The sequence below is a fragment of the Peribacillus sp. FSL P2-0133 genome (assembly GCF_037975445.1).
Lineage (GTDB): Bacteria > Bacillota > Bacilli > Bacillales > DSM-1321 > Peribacillus > Peribacillus simplex_E.
This window is the reverse complement of record NZ_CP150254.1, coordinates 3,120,286-3,144,302: the sequence shown is the minus strand read 5'-3', so window position 1 is coordinate 3,144,302 and position 24,017 is coordinate 3,120,286. Positions and strand designations below refer to the sequence as shown.

Here is a 24,017-nt window from a genome sequence, read left to right as displayed (position 1 = left end):
TGGCACGAAAAAACCACTTTATGAATCAGAATAAAAAATGATATATTTTCTTAGGTTTTATAATATACATATAAGTTTGTAGGTATCAGCTTTACTTGTTTTTAGAGCACCTGTAATCACGAACTTGCTGCACATCTATTTATTTATCGATTTTCCTGTTTACAAAAAGGGACGATTAAATTTACTTAAGGTGGCATGATGAAATAATTAGAATTATTCTCATTGGCTTTATTATAATTATTTTGTTAAAATAAACTAATATTTACGAGTTCAAGTTACCTTTGTGAACAATCGGAATGGATATTTTTTGAGAGGTTTCAGGAATAATTCATTCTTTTTTCAGGAATCATAGTCTGGAAATCAAAAAAATTCCATTTATTTTAAAAAAATTCCGAAAATTTCGTCTTAAAGGCTTGAACTATGATTCCTTATAGGAGTAAACTAATTAAAGATAGATTTTATGGAAGTGAAATCTTGTAAATTTAATCAACAAGGGGTTTTGGTAATGAAGGAACATGACATGCAAATCACGCTTAGTACAACAAAGAAAGAAAAACCACAGGCGGACCAGCTTGAGTTCGGTAAGCAGTTTACCGATCATATGTTTATAATGGATTACACACAAGGGCAAGGGTGGCATGATCCAAGAATTGTTCCTTATCAACCGCTCTCATTAGAGCCTTCAGCTATGATTTTTCACTATGGCCAATCCGTTTTTGAAGGATTGAAAGCATATGCAACACCTGAGGATGAGATTATCTTATTCCGTCCGGAAAAGAATTTCCAACGCTTAAATAGTTCAAATAGCCGATTATGCATACCGGATATCGATGTTGATTTTGCGTTGAAGGCCTTAAAGACTTTAATTAGCGTTGATAAGGATTGGGTTCCCCAGGCAGAAGGGACATCTTTATATATCAGGCCATTTATTATAGCTACTGAGCCATATCTAGGAGTTTCTCCATCGGATAAATATCAGTTCATCATCATCATGTCACCAGTGGGCTCGTATTATAAAGAAGGTATTCATCCAGTTAAAATTGCAGTGGAGTCAGCTTTTACACGTGCAGTTAATGGAGGTACGGGTGAAGCCAAAACGGGCGGTAATTATGCATCGAGCCTGAAAGCCCAAGAAGTATCCGAAAAGATGGGTTATGCCCAAGTTCTTTGGTTAGACGGAGTAGAGAAAAAGTATATCGAAGAAGTTGGAAGCATGAATGTTTTCTTCAAAATTAATGGTGAAATCATCACTCCTGCTTTAAATGGAAGTATCCTTCCGGGTATTACTCGTGATTCCATTATCGAATTGCTGAAACATTGGGGTCTTCCCGTGTCGGAAAGACGCATTTCGATGGAGGAAGTCCATGAAGCCTATAAATTAGGTCAATTGGAAGAGGCCTTTGGAACGGGTACAGCCGCGGTCATATCACCAATTGGTGAATTTTTGTGGAATGGTGAAGAAATGATTGTTCAAAGCGGGGAAACTGGAGAACTTTCTAGAAAGCTTTATGATACACTGACAGGTGTGCAAACAGGTAAAGTCGTAGACGAGTTGAACTGGACTGCGAAAGTTGAAGAAAAAGTGACTCAATGATACTTAAACAAAAAAAACCTTCTTAGAAGGTTTTTTTTGTTTTCACATAATCATTTTGTGTCTTATGGCAACCGCGACGGCCTCTGTCCGATGATTCACTCCCAATTTCCTGATAGCAGAAGAAATATGATCTCTGACGGTAAATTCACTAACGCTCATTTTTGGTGCCATTTGCTTTAATCCCATTCCATTGGCTAAATATTGAAGGACCTCCACTTCACGTTTGCTTAGAAGGTAAGTGGGAGGGGCGGAATCCATTGTTGAACCGAAAGCCAGTTTTAAATAATGGGAAAGCTTCATTAAATCATTCTTGGTAATTGGCTCGTTGGCGTGAATGGGGTCGACCAAAACTAAACCGATGGCCAAGTCATTCACAATTATCGGAATGATTGCCAATGATGAGATGGAAAATCTTTTAACGTATTTTGCAGGGATGGAGGATTTTGCATGCTGGATGGTTAAGAATATGGGTTCGTTATGGATGACTGCTTGGTGGATGGGGTATATATCATGAATATTTTCTCTAACATTATGTAATGAAAAGGTATCTTCACTTGTACATGCACATATTCCTTCACCCATTCCCGTTAAACATGAGTAACTGAACAAAGATGCTCGTTGAAATGAAAAAAAATCCACACAGCCCTTTACGATCATTTGTGATTTATTTGCCATATCTTTTTGTTGGGAAATCTTTTTTACATGATTCAACAGAGTTTCCTCAAGCATTCGACTTTATTCCTCCCTACATTTTCAGTGCTAGGATAAATTCTACTAATATCTTACAATATAATGAAAACTCTTACAAATTAAAAAAATCCAGAGATTCAAAAGTTCATAATTTCAAGGAGGCATTACCATGAAAAGAATGAATTTAACGACCACCAGCAGGAGTTTTAGAGAAGGTTCCCTACCATTTAAACTTTATCAAAAGGCTAAGAAATTCGGAATATGGAATCCTCGTGACATTGATTTTAGCCAGGATAAAGAAGATTGGAAGTCATTTACTGATATTGAAAGGCAAGTGTTATTAAGGATCATTTCCCTTTTTCAGGGCGGAGAAGAAGCGGTGACTTTGGATTTGCTGCCGCTCATTATGACGATAGCCAAGGAAGGCAGGATCGAAGAAGAAATGTACTTAACGACATTCCTTTTTGAGGAAGCGAAGCATATGGAGTTCTTTCGTTATACGTTAGATCAAATAGGTGAAACGGGTGATTTGACGGTTTATCACTCAGACACTTATAAATCGATTTTTTATGAAATATTGCCTGAAGCGATGGAGAGACTTTTATCCGATCAATCCCCTGAAGCATTGGCGGAAGCAGCCACTGTTTATAATATGTTTACCGAGGGTGTACTTGCAGAAACTGGATATTTCGGGTTTTATCAGACTCTCGAAGCTAATAAAATGATGCCAGGTTTATTAAAAGGCGTGGGTCTGTTGAAGAAGGATGAATCACGCCATATTGCTTATGGGACCTTCCTGCTGCAGAGAATCATCAGTGAACATCCACATATCTTTAAACAGGTTGAAAAGAGAATGGAGGAACTTTCACCACTGGCCATCGCGTTAAATACGGAGGGATATGATCGGTTCGGAAATCCATTTGATAATGACCAACAAGCTATATTGAATTTTACCATGAAACAATTATCAGTGCGGATGGAGATTTTAGCCAGGGCAAAAGGAAAGGGGATTGAAGAGATCTATCAAACTAACGAAAAGGAATATGGGGTTTTGTAAAGCCAATAAAAGAGACAAGCTTAGTGTCCATTTTACATTTGCTAATGACTGGCCATCAGAAACTTGGTAGCAGGGCATGAACAATTCTTAATTGCGAATATAGACTAATATATCTGAGGTGAAATTTTATGATGGTAAATGCTCATTCGAATTTTTGGTTAAGGTCTTCAGTTTACAGTGGCACTAACACTCGTTCACTCATTCCGGACCTATTCAATGGTCTCGGGGCCAAAAGGATTCTACTCGTGAGTGATGCCGGGTTGGAAAATGCAGGTGTCGTTAAAAAGGTTGCCGAAACTTTTGAGCAACAGAAATTAGGTGCCAGAGTTGAAATAGTTGGACAGTTTCTGGATGTTACACAAGACGCTGCTAGTGAATGTGTAAACGCAGCATTGAAATATGCACGCGAAGTGAATGCCGATGCCATACTTGCCATTGGTGGAGGGAGTGTCATTGATACAGCAAAAGCATTGAAATTCGGATTATATAAAGGAATTACGGATATAAATGATTCGATACCAAGCGGTAATCTGTATGAGGGTTTTCCAAAAGCCCAATCCATGAATATCCCGCATATTTCCGTAGCCACAACAGCAGGGACCGGTTCTGAAGTATCCCCGATCGCGGTCATATACAATGAACATAAAAAAGTCAAAATGAATATATACAATGTTTTTTTAAGTTCGGATGTTGCCATTCTAGATCCCGAATTAACAGTAGGACTGCCATCTGACATTACGGCGTTTACTGGTGCAGATGCATTGACACATGCAATTGAAGCGATCGTTTCACCTGCAGCGACATCAATAACCGATGCATATGCATATCAGGCCATTCGAGTTATTGAAAGAAACTTACCGAGGGCAGTAAAGGACGGAACGAACATTGAGGCCAGAATGGAAATGCTGCATGGAAGCATGATGGGAATCACTGCATTTTGTAGTGCACTGAATGCGATTCCGGTTCATAACTTTGCCCATGCATATGGGGCGTTATTCCGTATTCCGCACGGATTGGCCAATGCCGTGTTATTACCGGTCGTCATGGAATCAACCTCGGATTTATATCTTCCAAAGGCCCATTTGATAGCCGAAGCCTTTAGTGTGAAAATACATGATGAAGATTCAAAAGGGATCTTAGCGAAAGTGATAGAAAAGCTCCGCATTTTTCTATCTGAACTTGGGCTGCCCTCCGATTTCAGCGCATATGGAATTAACCAGTCAGATATGGGAAGAATTCTTAAAGCAGTAATGACGGATCCAGCTGCCACTAATTACCCGATGTCAGAGGAATTAATAATGTCAGTAGTTTCAAGAGTTTCAAGAGTTTCAAGAGTTTCACCCGTGAGAATTAATTAATATTAAAAAAAGCCAGCCCATAAAGGTTGGCTTTTTTGCGTTGTGTAATAATTGCCATATGTTAAGTCCCAAAATTTTTCGTTCAGTCAGTTCGTTTCGATATATGATCTTTTAAAGGAGCAACCCCAACCGGAATCGACTCTTGTTAATGTTTTTTTCCTAAGTTCTCCTGTGCCATCTTTACAAGTTCCTTGACCATTCCTCCGCCTAACTTTCCGCCTATTTTTCCATTTTGCTTGGATGTCAGTTCACCGTTATAATCTTTTTTCAGGGGTACGCCCATTTCTTTTGCTACTTCAAACTTTGCTTCTTCGGGATTGTTTGTACCAGCAACTTTGGCTTTTAAATCATCGAGTCCTTTTCGCGCTTCAGATACTAAAATTTTCCTTCTCCTTGCCAATTTGCATCACTCCTATTTTTTTCTTAGGTTATCCTAATGTAAAGAAAATGATTAATATGCAGATCGAAAGTTTTTTAATTGGAATCCCGAAGAATCGGGAGGCAGTCATATACTCTTAAATAAAGAAGTAAATATATAGGATGCGATTTATTGAGTTTATTTGCAGTCCGAAGAAGTTTTAGTTTATTTAAAGCGGGTAACATATAATAAAATGATTTAAGGAGAAAAATAATGCTGACTGCTAATTCAAGTTTGTTAACAAAAGAAGATATAACAAACCCCGATCGAGTGCCGCAATGGTTAATTAAGGAATATCAAACATTCCATAATACAGTGACCGATAAAACCTTTCCTTGTTATTTTGGTATGAAAGCTGAAAATAAAGGGGAACTTCGTTATGCTTATATCACACAGGAAGATTGGTCCAATCTCCCAAAAGCAGTGGAAAGCTTTCTTGATTTATTTCAGGAACCACCATATATCAGGCATGGCCTTTTTGTCTTTATGGAGCCTGAATCGATAGAGGGTGATATAGAAATTTACCGTAAAAGGTTTTGGGATATCCTGCAATACCTGCATAAAGCGGATAAAAAACCTTGGCCAATCGAAAAGCCGAAAGATCCCGAGCATTATTTATGGGACTATCATTTTGCAGGGCAACCAATCTTTGTCTTTGGTAATGCACCTGCTTATAAACAGCGTAAAACCCGAGATTTAGGAAATAGCCTTGTACTTGGATTCCAACCCCGGATGATCTTTGAAGGCCTGGAAGGAACGGAAAAAGGCGGAATCATGTCGCGTGAAAAGGTTCGGGAACGAGTGGAGAAATGGGATAACCTTCCTAAACATCCTGATATCAGTCACTTTGGAGATGTAAATCATAATGAATGGAAACAATTTTTCATAGGGGATGATATAGAACCGATAAAAGGTAAGTGTCCCTTCCATCATAAAGAGTTAACTTAACCGAGAGCAAATTGCTTTCGGTTTTTTCGCATCTTAATTAGAAGGCATCAGGGATAAAAACTCAAGGAGTGGAAATTACGTAAAATGTACATTTGAAAATAAAAAACATATCTCTTGCCTTATTGGATTTTCAGTTTTATAATGTGAAAGTAGCAATTGCAGTTAATTCGAGATATATGGATTAAATGCTATTTTTTAAAAAACATACAAAATTAACAATTGGGGGAACTAAAATGTCTAAAGTATTATTTGTTAAATCAAATGACCGCCCAGCGGATCAAGCTATTAGTGTCAAAATGTATGAAACGTTTTTGAACACATATAAGGAAGCAAATAGTAACGATGAAATAACTGAATTGGATTTATTTAAACTGAACTTACCTTACTACGGAAATACAGCAATTACTGCCCTATATAAACGCAGCCAAGGTATGGAATTGACTGAAGAGGAAGTGAAGATTGCCGATATCGTGCAACAATACTTGAATCAATTCCTTGCTGCCGATAAAGTAGTATTTGCCTTCCCACTATGGAATGCAACGGTTCCGGCACCATTGGTCACTTATATTTCTTATCTTGCTCAAGCGGGAACAACATTCAAATATACAGCTGAAGGCCCAGTCGGCTTAGCTGGAGGTAAAAAAGTGGCATTACTTAATGCACGCGGATCCGATTATGCATTGCCTGGAATGGATGCTGGCGAAATGGCAGAGAAATACGTAACGATGAATTTAAACTTATGGGGCATAACAAACCCAGAAACAGTTGTAATCGAGGGACATAATCAATACCCAGATCGCTCACAGGATATCGTTGCAGAAGGATTGGCGAAAGTTGCTGAAACTGCAGCAAAATTCTAATTACAAAAGCGGAAACCAGTATGTATTTTTAGCATACTGGTTTTTCTATGCAGATTTTTCTGAAAGTCGATTATAATAAAGAGTAAGACTATAAGCATGAAAGGAAGTGCAGACAATATGCAAACGTTTAAATCACGTGACGAAATAAAAATAGAAGAAACATGGAACTTAAAGGATATTTACGATGATCAGTCTAATTGGGAAAAAGATTATCAAGAAGTCCTAAAGATGACAGAAAAATTAAAAACTTACGATGGACATATTCAGTCGGCTCAAGATTTGTTCGAGTATTTACGATTAAGTGAGGAACTTGGGTACATTTATAACAAGCTATATGTTTTTGCCATGCTGCAAGCGGATTTGGATACACGGGTAACCACATCACAAGCATTACTGGATCGGGCTGGTAAGTTAGGGCAGAAAATAAGTAATGCTTCTGCATTTTTCATGCCGTTTCTTTTGAGCCTGGAAGAACAAACATTAAAAGGGTACATAAAAGAAATCGAGGGTTTGAAATATTTTGAGGAGGATCTTCTGGATTCCTTCCGCTATAAAGCCCATGTGTTAACGAAAGAACAAGAAGAGGTGCTTTCCCAAATAGGCGAAGCCTTTTCAGCACCTCAAAAAACGTTCGGGATGATAAACAATACTGATATTAAATTTGGGGAAGTTACGAATGAAGACGGCGAGAGGGTAGAGCTGACGCGAGGATTGTATTCCAAATTGATTGAAGACGATGATCGCGATAAAAGAAAAGAGGCCTATTTCGCCTATTATCAGCCATATGTACAATTGAAGAATACAATCGCTTCCACACTTTCCACAGCAATCAAGAATAATGTGAATCTGTCAAAACTAAGAAATTATCCATCTGCCTTGGAAAAATCATTATTTGGAGATCAAGTTCCAAAAGAGGTTTATGATAATTTAATTATGTCTACTAAGCAAAATATCGGACCCATGCATAAATATATTCATTTAAGAAAAAAATTGCTGGGTGTAGAAGAATTGCGTGCCTATGATTTAAGTGTACCATTAGTCGAAGGCGCTAAAGAGGAGATTTCTTACGATGATGGTTTTTCTTTGATGGTGGAAGCGCTGAAACCTCTTGGCGAAGAGTATATCACAATTCTGAAAACCTTTAAGGAAAAAAGATATATCGATGTCAGGGAAACACCTGGAAAACGTTCAGGTGCTTACAATATAGGACTTTATGGTGTTCACCCATTCATCTTATTAAATCACCGTGATGACTTAGACAGTGTATTTACACTTGCACATGAATCTGGACATGGCATGCATTCATACTATAGCTCAAAATACCAACCGCAAATAAGTGCTGGGTATTCCATTTTTGTCGCTGAAGTTGCTTCCACTGTGAATGAAATCCTTTTAATTCGCCATTTAATTAAGACTACAAAAGATGTACAGAAGAAAAAACACTTACTTAACCATTTCATAGATAGTTTTAAAGGAACATTCTTCACACAGGTGATGTTTGCGGAGTTCGAAAAGATCGTACATGAAAAAGCTGAAAATGATGAACCCCTAAATGCCGAGGTTTTTAATACAGCCTATGAATCGATATTTCGTGCTTATAATGGAGATGAAATAATTTTCGATGAAGAAGTGAAGTATGGCTGGTCACGCATCCCGCACTTTTATCGTCCGTTTTATGTCTACAAATATGCTACTGGTTACGTTTCAGCCATTACTATCGCTGATAAGATCCTTTCTGGGGACAAAAAAACACTTGAAAGTTATTTGACTTTCTTGAAAAGCGGGAGTTCTGATTTCCCATTGGAGCTGCTTAAGAAAACAGGCGTAGATTTAACTAAACCTGATCCAATCGAAAATGCAATGAAGATTTTCAGTGATCTGGTCGACCAATTCACTGATTTGACAGAAGGCTAATCTAAACCATTTCTTCCAAAAGAGCCCATGGTATGATGTTATAAAAAATGCTATAGTTAAAACATTGGCGTAGGAAAGGCCCAATCAATAGATTGGGCCTTATTTTATATGCTGAAGAAACAGGTAATTCGCGAAAAAAGTCATGGTGACAGCGTTTTTTAAACATCGGAGCCTAGCCAATGGGCCAGTTTCTTTGTACTTCAATGGCATATTTTGTGAGGAAAGTGAAAAATGAATTCGACAGTAAATTATATAAAAGAATGGCAGCAGGCACTTCAACTTGAGATCCTGCATTTGAAAAAGTATGGCAGCACAAAATACCTGGTTTCAAACGGCCATCTGCTTACAAGTGACGGTTCTTTCAATTATTATTTTGAAACAGGTTCATCGATAAAAATCCCTGTCGGTTCCCTCGTTCGACTGGAATGGGGAGGGATTAAACAGGATGGAAGAATCCTTTCATCAGAGGGGAAAAGTATAATCATTGTTTTTGATCGTTCGTTAGGCGATATGATCGGTGAAGCCTTTTTATATCATGATCCTTGGGAATTGCTGGAACAATTGATTGTCCGCTTGGATGAAATCAAGAGAAGCAAAAGGAAAAGGCTTCGGATCAAGCGACTGATGGATCCGTCCATGCCGCAAAAACATCCTTTAAATGAAATACAAAGCAGTGTGAAAGAATTATATGCGCGCTCGAAGTTCAATCCTGTTACTTTTGTTTGGGGACCCCCTGGTACAGGAAAAACCTATACATTGGCTCGTACAGTAGCCAATCATTATTTACAAGATAAAAAAGTTCTGGTTTTGTCACATAGCAACCAGGCTGTCGATGTTTTGATGGCTGAAATTTCATCATTCATTAAAAAGAAAGATCGTTTCAAAGAAGGCGATGTGCTTCGCTATGGATCTCAAATCGGTGAATCACTAGCCATCCATGATGATATTGTTACAGGGCAATTATTAGGTAAACATGAACCGACATTAGTTAAAGAAAAAGAAGAGCTTGGCGAAGAGAAACGTCTATTAAAGTATGACTTGGCAGGGTCATTCAGTAAAAGGGATACAGATCAATTAATTGAGATAGAGAAAAAGCTGGCCAAGGTCTTGGAGAAAATCCGCCAAAAAGAGATTCAATTCGTAAAAGAAGCAAAAGTTATCGGGACGACCTTAGCTAAAGCCGCAAATGATGAAACGGTTTATCAAAAAGAGTATGATCTGGTTATTTTGGACGAAGCGAGTATGGCTTACGTACCTCAGGTAGCTTTTGCTGCAGCGTTAGCCAAACATATTATCGTTTGTGGTGATTTCAAACAATTGCCACCTATAGCTTCGGCTCGTGATTCCCTCGTGAAACTTTGGCTGAAGGAAGACATATTTCATCGGGCCGACGTCGCCCAGTCTGTTGAAGAAGGAGAACTCCATCCTCATTTATTCCTATTAAAGGAACAGCGCCGCATGCATCCGGATATTTCAGCATTCACTAATCGTGTCGTCTATAACAATTTTGTTGGCGATCATAAAAGTGTTGCGACTAGCAGGGAGGGCATAATGCTGTCGGAACCGTTTGCCAATAAGGCAGCAGTACTTCTTGATACTAGCTTAGCAGGGGAATATTGCATCACTGAACGGACATCCCACTCTAGAATGAATTTATGGCAATTGCTTTTATCTTTTCAACTGATTCATGAAGCTTATATGGGCGGATCAAGGTCAATTGGTTATGTTGCCCCTTACCGTGCTCAGGCAGACTTGATGGAAAAACTATTGGATGATTTATATGAGAAAGAACGGCAAACGGCGGATATCATCGCTGCAACTGTACATCGTTTCCAAGGAAGTGAACGTGAGATGATGATCTTTGACACTGTTGATAGTTATCCGCAAAACAGGGCTGGAATGTTATTGACAGGGAGAGAAAGTGAAAGGCTCATTAATGTAGCCATAACAAGGACTAAGGGTAAGTTCGTACATGTATGTGACACTTCATTTGTTAACAAACACGTTTATCGCAGCAAAACACTTCGTCAGCTTGTTGATCATCAAATTCAAAATGATCAGATTGTATCAAAGAAAGACATTGGAAAATGGGTTAAACACCAGCACCCGAGATTGAAATGGATGCATGCCCGTAAATTGGGGGACTTTCAGGAAGATGTTGAATCAACAAAACAAGAGATGGTTATCGCTGTTCCGGATTTGAACAGTTTGTCAGAAGAATGGCAGCAATATTTAATGAAACGAAACCCTGCAGTGAAATTGACGATCATTTCAGCAAAAAGAAACCCTGATATCAGCGCTGATCATTTTATTTGTTCACCTGTTTCTTTTTCCTTTATCATCTTTGATAAAAGAGTTGTCTGGCTAGGTTTGCCCGTAGAGTCCAATAATCGGGTCCAGCCCCCGTTTATAGCGGCTCGTTTGGATTCGCAAATAATGGCGGATGAATTACTATCTCAATTCAAAAAAAGTGAATAGCTTCGGAAAGGCCCTTAAAAAGGGCTTTTCTTCATTTGTGTTTATTCAAAAAAAAACCTCGATAGAATAAGTGATGAAATGACTCCTTAAGCACCTGCGCAATTAATGTATTATATCAAACACCTCGCTAGAATATATTATTCACTTCTACTCCCCAATTTAGTTTCAACTCCTTATAATTTCCGTTAAAGGCTGCAAACTAAAAAAACAAAGCAAGCTTTTCAAGCGACTTTCGACTAGTTATGATTTACCATTAAGTTACGAAAGGCAAGAAAGGCGGTAATAAAATGAAACTGAGCATTTTGGATCAATCCCCAATTGCATCCGGACAGTCAGCACAAGAAGCATTGCAGGCATCATTACAACTAGCGCAAGAAGGGGATAGACTTGGTTATAGCAGAATCTGGTTAACTGAACATCATGATCTGCCGGGATTGGCCTGTTCCGTTCCAGAGGTTTTGATAAGCTACATTGGTGCACAAACAAAAAAAATCCGGATTGGATCAGGGGCAGTGCTGCTTCCACATTATAAGCCATATAGGATAGCAGAGACTTATAATATGCTTGCAACACTTTTCCCAGGACGGATTGATATAGGACTGGGGCGTGCTCCTGGTGGATCTGCCGAAGCAACGATGGCATTATCCGATAATTTTCTTCAGAATGTTTACAAAATGCCAGAACTTGTTCAAGAACTGTTGTATTTTCTAAGAGATGAATTTCCGAAAGAACATCCTTTTTCAAATGTCTCAGCTGCTCCTATCCCAGTGGTACCGCCTGAACCATGGATATTGGGAACAAGCGGGAAAAGTGCAAAACTAGCCGCTGAGAATGGCACTGCATATGCGTTTGGTGAATTCATGAGTGAAAGTGATGGCGTGCAGAGTTTTCACCAGTACCGTGAGGACTTTCAAACAAAAGGGTTACTTAAAGCACCTAAAACGATCGTTACGGTTTCGGCCATATGCGCAGAAACGGAGGAACGTGCGAAAGAAATCGCTCTTAGTAACATTCTATGGAAAATTCAAAGTGGACAAGGGGAAAGAAAGCAGGTTCCAAGTATAGAAGAAGTAAGGAACCATGATTGGACTGAAAAAGAAAAAGCATTGATGGAAACCATGGATAAAAAACTGATTTTTGGTACTCCTTCACAAGTGAAGTATCATCTTTTGGAGATTCAGGAGAAATATCAAGCAGATGAAATCATGCTGATAACCATCACTCATAAGTTGGAGGATCGGCTTAATTCGTTTCGTTTGATTGCCAGGGAAATTCTTAACAGTTAATCCGTTCGAGCATTTTATGTGCATTTTGTGTACATTTTCTATATGATGGCTTTGCGTCCAATTAATCATAATTGAAAGAAAGAAGATGAAGATATGAATGCTGATCAACATGCAAAAAAACTTAGCGACATTTCTTTTTCCGTTCTGGATCTGGCTTCTATCGTTGAGGGTGGTACAGTTTCGGGAGCTTTTAAAAATACAGTAGAATTAGCTAAACATGCGGAGCAATGGAATTATAACCGTTTCTGGGTTGCAGAACACCATAGCATGCCTGGGATTGCAAGCTCTGCAACGTCAGTGCTTATAGGCTATGTTGCAGGTAGGACGGAAAGGATTCGTGTGGGATCTGGAGGCATAATGCTACCGAATCATGCACCGCTGGTTATCGCAGAACAATTTGGAACATTGGAAGCAATGTATCCTGGTAGAATAGATTTAGGACTGGGGCGTGCTCCGGGAAGCGACCAATTTACAGCCATGGCACTCCGGGGTGATGTACGTAATAACGGACAGGATTTTCCTGAACAATTGGCACAGCTCCGTAGCTATTTAGATGCGGATTCTAAACATAATCGTGTTCGCGCCATACCTGGCGAAGGACAGGATATCCCGATTTGGCTGCTTGGTTCAAGCGGCTTCAGTGCAGCATTATCAGCACAGCTGGGATTGCCATTTTCATTTGCAAGCCATTTTTCCCCTGAAAATACTCAACCAGCTTTAGCTCGTTACCGCAATAATTTCCAACCATCCGACGTTCTCAATAAACCTTATGTCATGGTTGGTATCAATGTATTTGCAGCTGATACTACGGAAGAAGCGCAAAGGATTGCTACATCTTATCAACAGCAGTTCTTGAATTTGATACGGAACACGCCTGGTCAACTTGCTCCTCCAGTTGATACGATGGAAGGCCTTTGGACAGAATATGAAAAGGCCATTGTCATGAAGCAGCTGAACGCTTCCATTATAGGAAATCCAAAAGAGGTTAAAGAGCAGTTGCAGTCATTTTTAAATGAAACACAGGCGGATGAAATGATTATAAACTCTGCCATTTATGATCAGGATGCACGCCTTCGTTCTTATGAAATCATTGCAGAAGTTACTGGAATGAAATAAGTGTCAAAGAATGAGCTTGCAGATTACGTGTCTGCAAGCTTTTTTATAAAATACATACCGATTGTCTTCATAAACAAAGTTAGGAGAGAAGAATGAAAAGAGAAGATCCTTTATCCTTAATATTTCACTTCACAGATAAACAAGGTGACAGCCGGCCTCTTTATTTTACGAACCCGAAAAAAGTGTTCACCGCCCATTCAATTGGGGATGTCCTTCCCCAATTCCAAAAAGTCCAGGAAGCGATTCAACAGGGGCATTATGCAGCGGGATATGTTTCCTATGAAGCGGCACCTGCTTTTGAAAAATCTTTTAAAGTAAAAGATGGAGCCAAGATGCCGTTATTATGGTTCGGGATTTTTGATAAACCGGAAGAAGAATTACCTGAAAAAATGACCGGGGCTTTTAATTTAGCTGAATGGCAATCAGAAACGGATTCAAATACCTATCATTCCGGGTTTCAAAGAATAAAATCCGAAATCGAGAAAGGCAATACTTATCAAGTCAATTATACGATGCGTTTGCAATCCCAGTTCAAAGGAGATGACTTCGCTTTCTTTAATCGCTTGAAGAGAGCCCAACGCTCGAACTATAGTGCATATTTGAATGTGGGGACACATCGAATCCTATCGGCTTCACCCGAGTTGTTTTTCCGTTGGGAAGATGGTCAGCTGATTACTCGTCCAATGAAAGGAACGGTAAAACGGGGAACGACACTGAAAATGGATCAGCTCAATGCAAACTGGTTAGCAGCCTCGGAAAAGAATCAGGCTGAAAATTACATGATTGTGGACTTGCTCAGAAATGATTTGGGAGTGATTGCAGAACCTGGAAGCGTCAAGGTTCCACAGCTTAAGGCAATTGAAAAATATCCGACCGTTTGGCAAATGACATCCACGGTTACAGCCGATACGAATCCCGAAACAACAATCATTGATATATTCAAGGCACTTTTTCCATGTGGATCGATAACAGGTGCACCTAAAATAAAAACGATGGAGATCATCGCTGATATCGAGAATTCACCACGTGAAGTTTATTGCGGTGCAATCGGGTTTATCACCCCTGAATCCGAAGCCGTTTTTAATGTACCGATTCGTACAGTCGTGATCGATGAGGCAACAGGGAAAGCTGAGTATGGGGTAGGCGGGGGAATCACTTGGGATTCCGAGTTATTGGAAGAATATGACGAAGCTTTTTTAAAAGCCAAATTATTGACGGTGGAAAGGCCTGCTTACAAACTATTGGAATCGATGAAACTCAAGGATGGCGAATATTATTTGTTGAATGATCATATCGATCGGATGAAACAATCCGCTGATTACTTCAATTACCGATTCTCTGAATTGTATGTAAGAGATCGACTCCAAAAGTATGCGGAATTAAACCATGGGACGTTGCAAAAGGTAAGGGTACTACTTAATGAAAATGGTGAAATTGAAGTCTCCGGACAAGCAATCAAGCCCCTTGACTCAGAATTTACGGCCATCTTGGCTGAAACTCCAATATCAAGTGCAAATCCATTTCTATTTCATAAGACCACCAATCGTGATGTATATGAAGGCTTTCAAATGAATAATCCCGACTTCCAGGATGTTCTGCTTTGGAATGAAGAAGGATTCATCACCGAATTCACGAACGGAAATGTAGTGGTGAAGTTAAATGGTGACCTCTATACCCCTCCTGTGGACACAGGTCTCCTTGCTGGAACATTTCGTCAAGACTTGATCAGGAAGAAGGAAATCAAAGAAAAACCCATTTCAAAGGATGACCTAAATAACGCTGAGGAAATTTGGTTTATTAATAGCGTGCGAGGGAAATTAAAAGTGAATTTAACTTTCTAAGCTGATTATTTGTAAAAAGTGAAAATTGAAATCTTTATTGCAGTTTATAGAATGCTTGCGAGTGATGAATACAAGGAGCTTTTTTAAAAAAATATTCGAATGCTGACGATTCAAACGGAAATTAGGAATGAGTATTGGAATACATTCGGCAGGAGTCTCGCAAATTTCTTCAACCTATTGTGGTTTCATCACAAATAAAAGTCTTGTATTAAAATCATGAAAGGGACCTCATTTTGTTCGACAAACTTAAAGAAGTTCACGACAGTGAACTTCTTTTTTCTTTATAAACCCCATGAGATCAATAAAAGGTGAATGGCCTTTTCCAATTCGGATTCAGGGATCCCTGCAAAGCCCAATATGATTTTTGGAGGGTTTTCGTCAATTTTTTCAATAGAATATGTCGATAGTCCATAAATTTTAATATGATTTTCATTTGCCTTTTGAATAAGTGTCTCTTCATCCATGCCGTTCTTAACGATGAGGACGATATGCAATCCTGACCGTTCACCAATGATATTTATTTGCTTATGTGGTTTAAACAGATCAATCACTTTATCCAATTTGCGACGGTAAACTTTCCTCATTCGATTCAAATGCTTTTCGAAATCCCCTTCCTTCATGAACTGTGTCAACACATGCTGATCAATCCGAGAAACGGTGGAATGGTAAAAAGATAATTCCTGTTGATGGATTTGTAACAATGGAGCGGGAAGAACCATATAACTGATCCGAATCGATGGCATCAATGATTTGGAAAACGACCCTAAATAAATCACCTTATCACCAGCATCCATACTTTGTAAGGAAGGAATTGTTTTTCCACTATAACGAAATTCACTATCATAATCGTCTTCGATAATATAGCGGTTTGTTGCCCCTTGGGACCAGTTCAACAATCGCGTCCGTCTGTTAACGGATAGGATCGTCCCATTGGGGAAGTGATGTGAGGGAGTGACATACACGACGTCGATCTTTGAATCTTCAATTTGGTTAACCTTTACGCCTTCTTCATCAATTTGAAGGGGGTGGACTTCATTTGGGTAGCTGCGTAAAATCCGGTGAATCAAGTGATACCCAGGATCTTCAACACCATAGATGGCATTTTTATCGAATAGAAGGACAAGCTGCTGCAATAAAATCTCCATTCCTGCACCAATGATGATCTGTTCGGGAACACATTGTACGCCACGTGCATGATACAAATAATGGGCAATTTCACATCGTAGTTCATATTCCCCTTGAGAATCCCCCAGTAAAAGAAGATCTTGATGTGATTCATCGATTTTGCTTTTCGTGTATTTTCTCCATTTTTCAAATGGGAAGTGTTCCGTGTCAATTTGGCTGGGATGAAAATGATACAGCAATTCCCCTTCTTTATGATTGTTTTTTTCCAAGGATACTTGGTTAGCTTGTGTATACTCTAAATCCTCGAATGTTTGAATATAGTACCCTTTTCTTGGGATGACTTCAACGTAACCTTCAGCAGTCAATTGTTCATAGGCAGTCTCGACAGTATTTTGACTTATTTGAAGGAACTCTGCCAATTTCCGTTTGGAAGGTAACTTTGTACCGTAAAGAAGACGGCCATCAATGATTTCTTTTTTAATATGTGAATATAATTGTTCGTACAAAGGTATTTCACTTAACCGATTTAAATCACAAGAAAGCATATTCATTTTGTTTCCACCTTTTATAAAAATTTAATACTGACCCCATTAAATTTATTAAAACTGACACTTTCAATGCGGTCAACTATTTTTTATACTAAATCTAACAAATCTAAAAAATGCAAATATTAGGGGGAAGAGAAATGGAAAAATTATTAGGAACTGACACAGTAAAAAGAGGAATGGCACAAATGCAAAAGGGTGGCGTAATAATGGACGTCATTAACGCTGAACAAGCAAAAATCGCAGAAGCATCAGGTGCTGTCGCTGTCATGGCATTGGAAAGGGTTCCTTCCGACATCCGTGCGGCTGGCGGGGTAGCTAGAATGGCAGATCCGCGAATTGTCGAGGAAGTAATGAATGCAGTGTCCATCCCGGTCATGGCTAAAGCAAGGATTGGCCATATTGTTGAATCAAGGGTACTTGAATCCATGGGAGTCGATTATATCGATGAAAGTGAAGTGCTGACTCCTGCTGATGAAGAATACCATATTCTAAAAAGTGATTTCACCGTACCTTTCGTTTGTGGATGCCGTGATTTAGGAGAAGCTGCACGCCGTATTGGTGAAGGAGCATCAATGCTTCGTACAAAAGGAGAACCAGGTACTGGTAATATTGTGGAAGCTGTGCGTCATATGAGAAAGGTACAGTCACAAATTCGTAAAGTGAGCATCATGAGTGATGATGAATTAATGACAGAGGCAAAAAATATTGGGGCACCTTATGAAATTTTAAGAGAAATCAAACGCACAGGTAAATTGCCTGTAGTTAACTTTGCAGCTGGCGGAATTGCCACTCCAGCAGATGCAGCACTGATGATGGAATTGGGAGCAGATGGCGTTTTCGTGGGTTCTGGTATTTTTAAATCTGAAAATCCAGAAAAATTCGCATCGGCAATCGTTCAAGCTACTACATATTTCACCAATTATGAATTGATTGGCCGCCTATCCAAAGAGTTGGGCAGTGCAATGAAAGGAATTGATATTTCCAAACTAGCTCCAGCAGAACGGATGCAGGAACGTGGATGGTAATATGATAACTATCGGTGTTTTGGGATTACAGGGAGCAGTTGAAGAACACTTGAACCAAATCAAAGCTGCCGGCGAACAAGCAATTATAGTAAAAAAACCGGAACAGTTGCTGGAAATCGATGGCTTGATCATTCCAGGCGGAGAAAGCACCACGATGAGGAAGCTAATGGATCGTTATGGATTTATGGAGCCGATCAAAACTTTCTTCGAAGGTAAAAAACCTATTTTCGGTACATGTGCAGGGATGGTATTGGCGGCCAATGAATTGACTGGCGATGAGAAGGCCTATCTTGGACTAATGGACATTTCCGTGAAACGGAACGGATTTGGACGTCAACGGGATAGTTTCGAGGCTGAACTATCAATCAAAGGAATGGAAGACCCTTATAAGGCTGTATTCATCCGGGCGCCATTTGCGGATGGAATTGGAGAAGGTGTAGAAATATTGGCTGTTTATGAAGAGAATGTAGTGGCTGCAAGACAAGACCATGTCCTTGTCAGTGCGTTTCATCCAGAATTAACAGGTGATGATCGTTTTCTGCAACTTTTCATTGAAATGGTGAAGACCTCTGTAAGTAAGGTCGAATTGAAAACCTGCTAAACAAATGAAGCTGTCCTATTAATAGGACAGCTTCAATTTTTGAATGCTCATAACACTATAAAAATTCATATTGCTTGAATTCAATATTCTTTACTTTTATAATGAAAAAAATAAGTGATCACTTACGTACTTTTTAGTGGTGAGAGGGAAATGGAATTGACTGCAAGAGTTGCAGTTATTACAGGAGGAGCAAGCGGAATTGGCCGAGCAACATGCTTGAAATTCGCAGCAAAGGAGGACAAGGTCGTCGTTGCGGATTTTAATGAAGAAATGGGACAGGAAACTGTTGAACAGATAAAAGCGGATGGTGGAGAGGCCATTTTTGTTAAAACGGATGTATCTAAGCAGGAAGATGTTGAATCGTTAATCAATAAAGCAGTGCAAACATATGGAAGGATCGATATCATGTTTAATAATGCCTGCATTGGTGCAGGCGGTATGATCCTCGATCAAGATATGGAGGGTTACTTCAAAACGATTGAAGTGAACCAGCACGGAGTTGCCTTTGGAATCATGGCAGCAGGACGGAAAATGAAGGAGCTAGATAACAAGGGAGTCATTATAAATACCGCTTCCGTGTTTGGCTACTTAGCTTCCCATGAGACTTTTGCCTATCAGGCAACTAAAGGCGCTGTAAGAATGATGACACAGCCAGCAGCTTTGGAATTGGGTGCTTATGGCATACGCGTAGTGGGCATTGCGCCAGGCGGGGTTGACACTCCTATCATACAAGGCTATAAAGATATGGGAATCATCGATAAATTGAATGCAAGTCAAATGCGCGGTAAATTAATTAAGCCAGAAGCCATTGCAAATGCCGTCTATCTATTATCGTTAGAGGAAGCGGATGCGATCAATGGAAGTGTAGTCATGGTCGATGATGGCTATGCATCTTTTAAGTGATTTTCTATTTATGATATATGGGAATATTGAATTCTAATAGATCAAAGGTAATATGTTGACCGATTGATACCATCGAGATATCATGGAAAATAGATTGGTAAAACCGGTCTTATCTTTATAAAAGAAGGTTGATATTTTTGAAAAAAGGGCAGCAAACCAAAGAACGAATCATAAATGTAGCCCGGACTCTTTTTGCCACTAAAGGTTTTGACATGACAAGAACGAATGAAATTGCCTCTGCTTGCAATGTTTCCGAAGCTACTATTTATAAATACTTTGACAGCAAAAAAGATTTGCTTTTGGCTACAATTACCCCTATTGAAAAAGAGGAATCCGAAGATGGGACTAGCCATCTATCTACGGATGAACTAGTTGAGAATCATGTTTGCACCATGATAAAAAAAATTCTTGAAAATAAAGAACAGTTTTCGATATTATTTAGGGAAACACAATTCGATCAAGATATTTCAAAGCAATATGTAGATCAGATTTTCAAGCCAAATGCCAAGCATATTGAAATACAGAAGAGAATAGATAGCGGAGAGATACAATATATCTCTGATATTATCCTATTTAATGTGGGGATCATTTCTTTTACATTGGCATTATCCACACATTATGAGATCCATCAACAAAAAAAGGAGCCATATTTTACTTCTGAACGAATTAAGAGCATTGCTCAACTTTTGGTATATGGTATTCATGGTAAACAAAATCATACATAATGAAACGGTCATATTGAAGGGCATGAGCATCAAGCCGCAAATATGACCATTTTATTTTCATTCAGAGTCGATGAAGTCAACTAGTGAATTCATTAAACCCGAGTGTAAGATTTGACTTATATTTTTCAGACTATTACGATAAAATCATGCTGCACGAAATGCTTTACGAAGATTTTATCTTTAAAACATGTAACATAGGAGGGGTTTTAAATGAGCGATATCGTAATTTTATCAGGAAGTCCTGCTATACCATCAAGAACGGACATTTCACTAAAACATATTCAATCATTAGTCGAAAACGAAGGATTTACCACAGCTTATTTCTCAATTACGGATTTCTCAGCAGATGATTTATTTCAAGGGAAATATAATAGCGAAGATATCTTAAAGCTTTCAGAGAGAATTCAAGCAGCTAGAGGAATTATTATTGGTTCACCGGTTTATAAGGCTTCTTATACAGGTGTATTGAAAGCCTTGATTGATTTGCTGCCAGAAGGTGCTTTTAAGGGTAAGCCAGTTCTGCCAATCATGATTGGTGGAAGTAACAGGCATCTATTGGCGATTGACTATGCGCTTAAACCATTAATTTCAATATTAAAAGGCGAGCCGCTGCAGGGCATTTATTTTGTAGATAAGGAAATAGATAAACAGAATTCAGAAAAACCGATTATTGATTCGCATTTAATTGATCGCGTCCAGAGTCAAGTTCAAGAATTTGTAGAAGCGATACAGTTAAGAAATTAATGACTTCAAGTAATCCCCTCTTCAAAAGGACTGAAATTCGAGAATTTTTTTAAAGTAAGGATATACGACAATAATAGGCTTTTTATGAAAATAGACTTATTTTTTTGGAGACCTTATCTAAAAAGACAAGTCTATTTTCTTATTTATATGAACATAAAATCATAAATTGAATAGTGTGTATAAAAATAACAGTTCATCCATAATATTAAACCAAGTTATTTTATAAGAAAACTCCATTGACAAGGATTAAATATATGTTAATATTTAAAATAATAAAACTTATCCAGAGCGACGGAGGGAATTGGCCCTTTGAAGTCCAGCAACCTGCATGATGGATGCAAGGTGCTACCTCCAACAAAATGTTGATCATTTTGGAAGATAAGGTAAAGATATTTACCTTGGGATCTTTCCATCATGGAAAGATTTTTGTTTTTTTTGAGGCAAACCATAACAATGTAAGGTTGTATGGAATTATATAAATCTAAGAAATTTTTTTAATCAGCGTTGAAAATAAAATATTCGCGGATTTTCTTAAAGGAGGAACTGGTTTGGAAAAAGAGAATCAGCTTGAAGAAATATTTGAACGACTTCAAGAAATGCTTAAATCAATGAAATATGGATCCATTACACTTATTGTCCAGGATGGTAAAATCATTCAAATGGAAAGAAATGAAAAATTAAGAATTAAATAAGGTATCTGCTGACTAGAAAAACTAGAGGCGGGTTTAACTGATATAAAGAGAGTATTGGTTAGATTCGTCTCTTTTTCCTAGAATCAAATAAACTGGGGAAGTTTAAACGGGTATTGATCAACAGTTACTCTAACCTGATACAGCAAGTTTTTAGAGGGGGCTACAAAGTTGGCTGGATTAATAAACTATGAAAATTTCAATACAGGGGAATTCCCCGTATTTCCTGAAGACAGTGAAACAAAAGGTGCTTTGGAAGTTCTGCAATGGGCGAATGACCATTATGGAAGCAAACTGATTTATGCTTGCAGTTTTGGTATTGAAGGCATCGTGCTTACGGATTTATTGGCGAAGGTCAACCCTTCGGCAAAAATTGTTTTCCTTGATACAGATGTTCATTTTGAGGAGACTTACCAATTGATCGAGCAAGTGAAAAAGCGCTATCCAAAGCTTTTGATCGAAATGAAGAAACCCGCCTTGACGCTTGAGGAGCAAGCAGCGGAATATGGGGATGAATTATGGCTTAGTGATTCCAATAAGTGTTGTAACATCCGTAAAATCATACCGCTTACCGATGTGCTTTCAACGGCAACAGCCTGGCTTTCGGGACTGCGGAGGGAGCAATCCGAAACAAGGGCTTTAACCGAGTATATCAATAAGGATAATAAGTTCAAGTCAGTTAAAGTATGTCCACTCATACATTGGACATGGAAAGATGTTTGGCGCTACGCCCACAAAAACGGACTTCCATATAATATCCTGCATGATAATGGATATCCGAGCATTGGATGTAAAACGTGTACAGCACCTGCATTCAATGCAGATGATTTACGCTCAGGCCGTTGGCAAGGAGCCCAAAAAACGGAATGCGGATTGCATTTATCATAAATAAATAGAAACCATAGGGGGAATTTAGCATGACAATCAGTTTACCGCACGGAGGAACATTAATTGATCTTTGGGAACCAAAATATGATTTTAGTAAATTAACAAAATCAATCGAAATCGATGAAATTGCTTTAAGTGATCTTGAATTGATAGGCACTGGTGCCTACAGTCCGATTAAAGGATTCTTTACAAAAAGTGACTATGAGGCAGTGGTCAAGGATATGAGGCTTAGCAGCGGGCATGTATGGAGCATCCCGATTACGCTGCCTTTGACCGAAGAAACTGCAGAAACCCTTACTATAGGTGAAGAAGTAAAGTTGACTCATGAAGGTGAAACATACGGGGTTCTCACCGTTTCCGATATTTACACTCCGGATAAGCAATTGGAAGCGACATTAGTATATCAAACGGATGATGAGAAGCATCCCGGAGTGAAAAATTTATATAACCGCGGTGATGTATATGTCGGCGGGGAAATAAAGTTGATTAAGAGAATAGAGCGTCCGCTATTTCAAGCTAATTATCTGGACCCGGTCGAGACAAGGAAAGCTTTTGCTGAAAAAGGATGGGAAACGGTTGTTGGTTTCCAAACGAGGAACCCTGTTCACCGTGCACATGAATACATTCAAAAGACAGCATTGGAGATTGTCGACGGCTTATTCTTAAATCCTCTCGTAGGTGCCACTAAATCCGATGACATTCCGGCAGATGTAAGAATGGAAAGTTATAAAGTGCTGCTTGAAAAATATTATCCTAAGGATCGCGTCTCTCTTGCAGTTTTCCCTGCTGCCATGCGTTATGCAGGACCTAGAGAAGCCATTTTCCATGCGATGGTCCGTAAAAATTATGGTTGCACCCATTTTATCGTCGGACGTGATCATGCGGGTGTGGGCGATTATTATGGCACATATGATGCTCAAAAAATCTTTGGGAATTTTAACGCCGATGAGTTAGGGATCACGTTATTATTCTTTGAACATAGTTTTTACTGTAAAGCATGTGGCAATATGGCTTCCGCTAAAACTTGTCCGCACGGGAAGGAAGACCATGTCATCCTGTCTGGAACGAAGGTTAGGGAAATGTTGCGTAATGGAGAAATTCCTCCAGCTACCTTTAGCCGTAAAGAGGTCATCGAGGTGTTGATCGAAGGTCTAAAAAAGAATGAAGTTTTTAACTGATTGGACATAAATTGAAGGATCACATGAAGAG

21 protein-coding genes and 1 riboswitch are annotated in these 24,017 nt (G+C 38.9%); of the genes, 18 read left to right on the top strand and 3 right to left on the bottom strand.

What is annotated here, in order from left to right; genetic code table 11:
* The first annotated feature begins 505 nt into the window (after positions 1 to 505).
* Entirely contained in the window at positions 506 to 1,594 is a 1,089-nt protein-coding gene (locus MKY17_RS14990; RefSeq protein WP_098369532.1) for a branched-chain amino acid aminotransferase, read from the top strand.
* 42 nt (positions 1,595 to 1,636) lie between these two features.
* Here the strand turns inward: MKY17_RS14990 and MKY17_RS14985 are convergent, their stop codons facing one another.
* A complete protein-coding gene (locus tag MKY17_RS14985) occupies positions 1,637 to 2,323 on the bottom strand; it encodes a LuxR C-terminal-related transcriptional regulator (protein ID WP_098369533.1) in 687 nt (228 codons plus the stop codon).
* Positions 2,324 to 2,453: 130 nt separating this feature from the next.
* Here MKY17_RS14985 and MKY17_RS14980 point away from each other — a divergent pair, with 130 nt between their 5' ends.
* Entirely contained in the window at positions 2,454 to 3,341 is an 888-nt protein-coding gene (locus tag MKY17_RS14980) for a R2-like ligand-binding oxidase (RefSeq protein WP_098369534.1), read from the top strand.
* A 128-nt stretch (positions 3,342 to 3,469) separates the two neighbouring features.
* Positions 3,470 to 4,699, top strand: a complete 1,230-nt coding sequence (locus tag MKY17_RS14975) for an iron-containing alcohol dehydrogenase (protein WP_339200149.1) — start codon at positions 3,470 to 3,472, stop codon at positions 4,697 to 4,699.
* Positions 4,700 to 4,844: 145 nt separating this feature from the next.
* On the opposite strand, the gene MKY17_RS14970 is transcribed toward MKY17_RS14975, so the two are convergent.
* Positions 4,845 to 5,099 (bottom strand): alpha/beta-type small acid-soluble spore protein, encoded by a 255-nt coding sequence (locus MKY17_RS14970; protein WP_098369535.1) that lies wholly within the window; start codon positions 5,097 to 5,099, stop codon positions 4,845 to 4,847.
* Positions 5,100 to 5,330: 231 nt separating this feature from the next.
* On the opposite strand from MKY17_RS14970, the gene MKY17_RS14965 reads away from it, so the two are divergent.
* The 7 genes from MKY17_RS14965 (at position 5,331) to pabB (ending at position 15,560) form a co-directional block, all read left to right on the top strand.
* Positions 5,331 to 6,065, top strand: a complete 735-nt coding sequence (locus MKY17_RS14965; RefSeq protein ID WP_098369536.1) for a YqcI/YcgG family protein — start codon at positions 5,331 to 5,333, stop codon at positions 6,063 to 6,065.
* Between the two features lie 185 nt (positions 6,066 to 6,250).
* Positions 6,251 to 6,925, top strand: coding sequence for an FMN-dependent NADH-azoreductase (locus MKY17_RS14960; protein ID WP_098369537.1), 675 nt, complete (start codon positions 6,251 to 6,253; stop codon positions 6,923 to 6,925).
* Positions 6,926 to 7,042: 117 nt separating this feature from the next.
* Positions 7,043 to 8,839, top strand: coding sequence for an oligoendopeptidase F (gene pepF / locus MKY17_RS14955; protein ID WP_141994435.1), 1,797 nt, complete (start codon positions 7,043 to 7,045; stop codon positions 8,837 to 8,839).
* Positions 8,840 to 9,070: 231 nt separating this feature from the next.
* Complete coding sequence (locus tag MKY17_RS14950) at positions 9,071 to 11,317, top strand: AAA domain-containing protein (RefSeq protein ID WP_339200148.1); 2,247 nt, start codon at positions 9,071 to 9,073, stop codon at positions 11,315 to 11,317.
* Between the two features lie 287 nt (positions 11,318 to 11,604).
* The gene (locus MKY17_RS14945) at positions 11,605 to 12,603 is read left to right on the top strand and encodes an LLM class flavin-dependent oxidoreductase (protein WP_339200147.1); all 999 of its coding nucleotides are present in this window, start codon (positions 11,605 to 11,607) and stop codon (positions 12,601 to 12,603) included.
* 93 nt (positions 12,604 to 12,696) lie between these two features.
* Positions 12,697 to 13,719, top strand: a complete 1,023-nt coding sequence (locus MKY17_RS14940; RefSeq protein WP_098369541.1) for an LLM class flavin-dependent oxidoreductase — start codon at positions 12,697 to 12,699, stop codon at positions 13,717 to 13,719.
* 92 nt (positions 13,720 to 13,811) lie between these two features.
* Positions 13,812 to 15,560 (top strand): aminodeoxychorismate synthase component I, encoded by a 1,749-nt coding sequence (gene pabB / locus MKY17_RS14935; protein WP_339200146.1) that lies wholly within the window; start codon positions 13,812 to 13,814, stop codon positions 15,558 to 15,560.
* 281 nt (positions 15,561 to 15,841) lie between these two features.
* Here pabB and MKY17_RS14930 read toward each other — a convergent pair whose 3' ends face one another.
* Positions 15,842 to 17,236: a PLP-dependent aminotransferase family protein gene (locus MKY17_RS14930; protein WP_098369543.1), complete on the bottom strand. Its 1,395-nt coding sequence runs from the start codon at positions 17,234 to 17,236 to the stop codon at positions 15,842 to 15,844.
* 134 nt (positions 17,237 to 17,370) lie between these two features.
* Here MKY17_RS14930 and pdxS point away from each other — a divergent pair, with 134 nt between their 5' ends.
* The 8 genes from pdxS (at position 17,371) to sat (ending at position 23,986) form a co-directional block, all read left to right on the top strand.
* Positions 17,371 to 18,258: a pyridoxal 5'-phosphate synthase lyase subunit PdxS gene (gene pdxS / locus MKY17_RS14925; RefSeq protein ID WP_098369544.1), complete on the top strand. Its 888-nt coding sequence runs from the start codon at positions 17,371 to 17,373 to the stop codon at positions 18,256 to 18,258.
* A 4-nt stretch (positions 18,259 to 18,262) separates the two neighbouring features.
* Entirely contained in the window at positions 18,263 to 18,859 is a 597-nt protein-coding gene (pdxT, locus tag MKY17_RS14920; protein WP_286178793.1) for a pyridoxal 5'-phosphate synthase glutaminase subunit PdxT, read from the top strand.
* A 150-nt stretch (positions 18,860 to 19,009) separates the two neighbouring features.
* Entirely contained in the window at positions 19,010 to 19,762 is a 753-nt protein-coding gene (locus MKY17_RS14915; protein ID WP_339200145.1) for an SDR family oxidoreductase, read from the top strand.
* Positions 19,763 to 19,899: 137 nt separating this feature from the next.
* A complete protein-coding gene (locus MKY17_RS14910) occupies positions 19,900 to 20,487 on the top strand; it encodes a TetR/AcrR family transcriptional regulator (RefSeq protein WP_098369546.1) in 588 nt (195 codons plus the stop codon).
* Between the two features lie 210 nt (positions 20,488 to 20,697).
* Positions 20,698 to 21,231, top strand: a complete 534-nt coding sequence (gene ssuE / locus MKY17_RS14905; protein ID WP_098369547.1) for an NADPH-dependent FMN reductase — start codon at positions 20,698 to 20,700, stop codon at positions 21,229 to 21,231.
* Positions 21,232 to 21,507: 276 nt separating this feature from the next.
* A riboswitch (SAM riboswitch) is annotated at positions 21,508 to 21,616 on the top strand.
* Positions 21,617 to 21,779: 163 nt separating this feature from the next.
* Positions 21,780 to 21,923 carry a YezD family protein gene (locus MKY17_RS14900; RefSeq protein ID WP_082527691.1) on the top strand — a complete coding sequence of 48 codons (144 nt, stop codon included), beginning with the start codon at positions 21,780 to 21,782 and terminating at the stop codon, positions 21,921 to 21,923.
* A gap of 168 nt (positions 21,924 to 22,091) precedes the next feature.
* Positions 22,092 to 22,808 (top strand): phosphoadenylyl-sulfate reductase, encoded by a 717-nt coding sequence (locus tag MKY17_RS14895; RefSeq protein ID WP_098369548.1) that lies wholly within the window; start codon positions 22,092 to 22,094, stop codon positions 22,806 to 22,808.
* 29 nt (positions 22,809 to 22,837) lie between these two features.
* Positions 22,838 to 23,986: a sulfate adenylyltransferase gene (sat, locus tag MKY17_RS14890; protein ID WP_141994425.1), complete on the top strand. Its 1,149-nt coding sequence runs from the start codon at positions 22,838 to 22,840 to the stop codon at positions 23,984 to 23,986.
* The last annotated feature ends 31 nt before the right edge of the window (positions 23,987 to 24,017 follow it).